Origin of the sequence: Mesorhizobium sp. M7A.F.Ca.AU.001.01.1.1 (genome assembly GCF_004022735.1) — a bacterium.
Lineage (GTDB): Bacteria > Pseudomonadota > Alphaproteobacteria > Rhizobiales > Rhizobiaceae > Mesorhizobium > Mesorhizobium ciceri.
The window spans coordinates 1-1,464 of the sequence record NZ_RZPF01001060.1; the positions used below are offsets into that span (position 1 = coordinate 1).

The window sequence follows — 1,464 nt, forward strand, 5'->3', positions numbered from 1 at the left end:
CCGGAGCACGCTCCAGCGCGATATCCATCGCCGCCTGCTGGCCCTTGGTCAGAACCGCGAAATTGGCGGTGGTGCCGATCGACAGCGTCGCCATCCGGTAGTCCAGCGCTTCGATGCTCTCGACCGGCTTGCCGTTGAGCTGCAGCACCACGTCGCCGGGCTTGAGCCCTGCCTTGGCGGCCGGTCCGGTCGCCTCGACCGACGAGACCAGCGCACCGGTCGGCTTCTCCATGCCGAGCGATTCTGCGATCTGCGGCGTCACCGCTTCGAACTCGGCGCCGATATAGGGCCGTTCGAAGAAGTCGAGCCCGGCCTTGGCCGCGTCGGCAAAGGCGCGAACCATGTTCGAGGGAATGGCGAAGCCGATGCCGATCGAACCACCGCTGCGGCTGTAGATGGCCGTGTTGATGCCGACCAGCTGGCCGCCCATGTTGATCAGCGCGCCGCCGGAATTGCCGGGATTGATGGCGGCGTCGGTCTGGATGAAGAAGCTGGAATCGGAGACGCCGATATGGCTGCGGGCCAGTGCCGAGACGATGCCGCTGGTGGTGGTCTGGCCGACGCCGAAAGGGTTGCCGATGGCCAGCAGCAGGTCGCCGACCTCGAGCGCGTCGGAATCGCCGATGGCAATGACCGGAAACGGCTTGTCCGAGGTGATCTTGAGCACGGCAAGGTCGAGAGTCTCGTCCTTGAGCAGCACCTTGCTGTCGAACTCACGCCCATCAGCGGTCGCCACCTTGACCCGGTCGGCATCCTTGATGACGTGGTAATTGGTGACCACGACGCCGGTCGGATCGACCAGCACGCCGGAACCCAGTGAAGACTGCGCACGCGGCTGCGAGCGGCCGAAGAATTCCTCGAAGAACGGATCACCGTCGAAAGGCGATGTCACCTTGGCGGTCTGCGAGGCATAGACGTTGACCACCGCCGGCGCCGTCTGCTTGACCAGCGGCGCAAACGACAGCTGCACCTCCTCGCGGCCGAACGGCACGCGCTTGTCGGGACCGGACGTCGCGTTCTCGCCCTCGACGCCATGCAGCAGGTCGGTCAGCACATCGGACAGGCCGGGATCGGTCTTGGTCTCCTCGGCCAATGCCTGCCTGACCACCGGTGCGGCCGCAAACGCCATGATGGCGAAAAGCAGAACAAAGGGCAGTCTTCTGGCGCGCATTCGCGAATCCTCCAAGGCAAGTTCGGGGGCATTGTCCCGACGATTGTGCAAAATGAAAGGCTAAGCCGCTGAAATCCGACTATTTTGGGCCAAAACCCCAGGGGCATGCCCGGAAATCGGATTCCGGCGCGGTTTGCTGCTTTCAGAAAACAAAAAGGGGCCCGCAGGCCCCTTTGAACTCATTTGGGAAAACCGAGCCTTATGCGGCTGCGGCGTCCGCATCAGCGCTTTCGGCCTCGATGCGAGCGCGGTCGCCGGCGCCCTTGGCCGAGACGTCGCGATCGACGAACTCG

Annotated in this window: 1 protein-coding gene and 1 pseudogene; both read right to left on the reverse strand. The window is 64.1% G+C overall.

What is annotated here, in order from left to right:
• Nucleotides 1–1,171 (reverse strand): trypsin-like peptidase domain-containing protein (locus EN884_RS35735; RefSeq protein WP_128361117.1); only part of this gene is annotated, 1,171 nt, incomplete at its 3' end.
• Between the two features lie 199 nt (nucleotides 1,172–1,370).
• A pseudogene (locus EN884_RS35740) lies at nucleotides 1,371–1,464 on the reverse strand (50S ribosomal protein L17); the annotation flags it as partial.